This window comes from Streptomyces sp. NPDC054840 (assembly GCF_053611065.1).
On the sequence record NZ_JBSGZP010000829.1, the window covers coordinates 1 to 2,805 of the forward strand.

General features: G+C 73.4%; 4 protein-coding genes. 2 read left to right on the forward strand and 2 right to left on the reverse strand.

Translation table 11 applies throughout. The annotated features are described in order from the left end of the window. Positions 1-93 precede the first annotated feature (93 nt). Positions 94-579: an HAD domain-containing protein gene (locus ACWGIU_RS34675; protein ID WP_453712076.1), complete on the reverse strand. Its 486-nt coding sequence runs from the start codon at positions 577-579 to the stop codon at positions 94-96. A 71-nt stretch (positions 580-650) separates the two neighbouring features. On the opposite strand from ACWGIU_RS34675, the gene ACWGIU_RS34680 reads away from it, so the two are divergent. Then, positions 651-1,385 (forward strand): MOSC domain-containing protein, encoded by a 735-nt coding sequence (locus tag ACWGIU_RS34680; RefSeq protein ID WP_453712077.1) that lies wholly within the window; start codon positions 651-653, stop codon positions 1,383-1,385. Positions 1,386-1,460: 75 nt separating this feature from the next. After that, the gene (locus ACWGIU_RS34685) at positions 1,461-2,060 is read left to right on the forward strand and encodes a hypothetical protein (protein ID WP_453712078.1); all 600 of its coding nucleotides are present in this window, start codon (positions 1,461-1,463) and stop codon (positions 2,058-2,060) included. Here the strand turns inward: ACWGIU_RS34685 and ACWGIU_RS34690 are convergent. Next, on the reverse strand, positions 2,044-2,805 hold a 762-nt coding region (locus tag ACWGIU_RS34690), incomplete at its 5' end, for a carboxylesterase family protein (protein ID WP_453712079.1). The two genes, ACWGIU_RS34685 and ACWGIU_RS34690, sit on opposite strands and share 17 nt — an antisense overlap.

Genomic DNA, 2,805 nt, shown 5'->3' on the forward strand with positions numbered 1-2,805 from the left:
GTCCCGGTCAGCGGGCGGTGACGGACGGCGTCAACCTGCGGGCCAGGAGGTCCAGGGCCGCCGTGACCTCGTGGACGGTGCCGCACCCGGCGGCTACCCCTGGCGCAGCCAGGCCCGCAGCACGCCGAGGTCGGCCTCGGTCAGGCCCCGTCCCGGATCGACCCGGTGCAGGAGCGCCCTGCCGGGGTGGCGTGCGGCCACATAGGCCCGGTCGGCGCCGGTGATCTCGTCGTCGACCCAGATGAAGGGCCGCCCGGCGGCGTGGTCGGTGAGCGCTGGGGTCTTCCAGTGGATTCCGCCCCGTCCGTCCTCGTCGGAGGGCTCGGGCCAGACCAGCACGGGCAGTTCCGGCAGACCCAGCCGGGGCGCGACGCATTCGTTGGCCTCCGCCATCCAGGTCGTGGCCCACACCAGCTCGCACGGCAGCGCCGCCAGCCCGGGTCCGAGCGTCGGATCGACCCGCGCGAGCAGGGGATGGGCCTCGCCGTCTCTGCCCGAGGGGTACGGGCCGGCCCCGAAAGGGATGAGCGGGCCGTCGACATCGAGGTAGAGCAGCACGGGGGTGGTGGAACCGGTCATGAGGCCACCGTAGTCCTCCACGGCACAGGTAATGATCTTGATGGACGGATGTCGGAGCGGCGGCGGCGAACGTGGGCGTGGTGGAGCGGTTGTGGCGGTACCCGATCAAGTCGACCGGCGGCGAACGGCTGCACGGCGTGGCCGTCTCCGAACGGGGCCTGGCGGGCGACCGGCTGTTCGCCGTCCGCGACGCGGAAGGCAAGTTCGGGTCGGGCAAGAACACCCGGCGCTTCCGGCGGATGGACGGTCTGCTCCACCTGAGTTCCCGCTGCCGGCACGACGCCCCTGAGCCGGGTCCGCCGGACCTGCTCGACCCGCACGGGAACGTGGTGGCCGACCCCACGGCGTACCTGCGCGGCTACCTCGGCCGTGAGGATGTGGAGCTGGCCCGCGAGGGGGAGATCTCGCACTTCGACCAACTGCCGCTCAGCGTGCTCACAACGGCGACCCTCGACTGGATCCGCCGCGAGGTGCCCGGCGTACCGGTGGACGAGCGCCGGTTCCGCCCGAACGTCCTCGTGCGCACCCCGCCCGGCACCCCGCCCTTCGTCGAGGACGAGTGGATCGGGTGCGTGGCCACGGTGGGGGAGACCCTCCGTATCGAGTTCCTGCGCTCCAGCGAGCGGTGCGTCATGACCAACCAGGCCCAGCGGGACCTGCCGCACTCGCCGCTGATCCTGCGGACGATCGCCCGGTCGCACGACAACCGGCTCGACGCGCTCGCCAGGATCGTCACACCGGGAACGGCCCGCGTCGGGGACCGCCTCGTGCTCGACCGACAGCGCAGACGCGGTGCCCGCCGGTGAAGGGAGAGGCCTGGCGTGCGCGAGGTGGAACCCGGGCCGCCCCGATCGCCTCTTGAAGGCCGAGGGGGGATGGTCATGACGAAGACAGCGGTGGCCGTGACCGGGAGGCTGGTGGTGGCGGGGCTCCTGTGCGCCGCCCTGGCGGCGTGCGGGACCACACGGGCGGGACAGGCCGCGGCCCCCGCCGGCGTACCCACGCTCGCTCCGGCGGAGTGCGAGCTCGACGTGCCGACGGATCAGGAGACGGGTGGGTACGCGGGTCCGCCGACGGATCAGGAGACGGGTGGGTACGCGGGTCCGCCGACGGATCAGGAGACCGGTGCCTACGTAGGCCCTCCGACCGACGGTGAGATGGCCGACGGCGGCGGCCCCTGCGGTCCGGCGGACTGGTTCGACATGACCCGCGACTTCGCCGCCTACCACCTGAAGCACGAGGCCGACGACGGATACGCGGACGACGTGGTGATCAAGGAGGTCCGTGTCCGCAAGGTGCGCACGGTCGGCGAGGCCCGGATCACCTTCACCACCGGGGAAGTGGGCAAGGGCCGAGGCGACGCCGCCCGCGGGATCGCCAAGGTGTTCGCCGCCTGGCGGCACGAGGTCTACGGGGACACGGGCACGGTGACGCTCCGGACCTCGACGGGCCCGCGGCTGAACATCACCGAGCCCTGGTGACGCCGGGCCACCGCGCGTCCCAGAGCGCGCAGTGGTGCTCCGCCCGCGCGTCCACCGTGCGGATCCCGCCCGCCCCCGGCGCCAGCGACAGCACCGGGGCCGCAGTCCGCTCGCGCGGCCACCGCGGTGCTCCCGGCGCCGCCGGAACGCCCGTGCGGGCGAAGCCGGTCCAGTAGCCGGTCATCCGGTCCGCGAGCTGCCGCTGTGGTCCGGTCAGCGGCGCGAGCGTGAACAGGTAGGGCAGTTCGAAGCCGTGCGTCGCGCCGTAGGGCAGGTCCGGCGGCGCCGGTAGCCCCGTGAAGTCGGGCGCGCCCCGATCGCTGAACCGGTACGTGTACACCGGCACGTACCGGCCCAGCGCCGCGCCGTCCCGCAGCGTCGGGCAGACGAACGACACGTCGGTCAGCACGGTGGCCCACGCCATCGCCGGGGTCGCGAAGGCGGACACCGGATAGGCGGCCGCCACGACGCGGGCGGTCGGCGGGTCGAAGGACCGCTCCAGCCGGTCCCGGTAGGCGGCCCCGTCGGGGATCGGATACCCGGCCAGGGTCTGCGCGAGGAAGAGGCGCATCTCGTCCTGGTTGGTGCCCTGGATGACCGGCACCCGGTGGAACCGGCCGGCCTCCAGTGCCCGCCGCGGCTCCAGCGGCAGCACGCTGTTGCCGTAGGAGACCAGGGAGAAGCGCTGCATCAGTTCGGCGGTCGCCAGGGCGCCGGTATCCAGTCGGCGAAGGCAGTCCAGCAC

Coding starts and splice junctions, on each gene's coding strand:
- ACWGIU_RS34675 (WP_453712076.1), bottom strand. CDS start 579: ATGACCGGTTCCACCACCCCCGTGCTGCTCTACCTCGATGTCGACGGC.
- ACWGIU_RS34685 (WP_453712078.1), top strand. CDS start 1,461: ATGACGAAGACAGCGGTGGCCGTGACCGGGAGGCTGGTGGTGGCGGGG.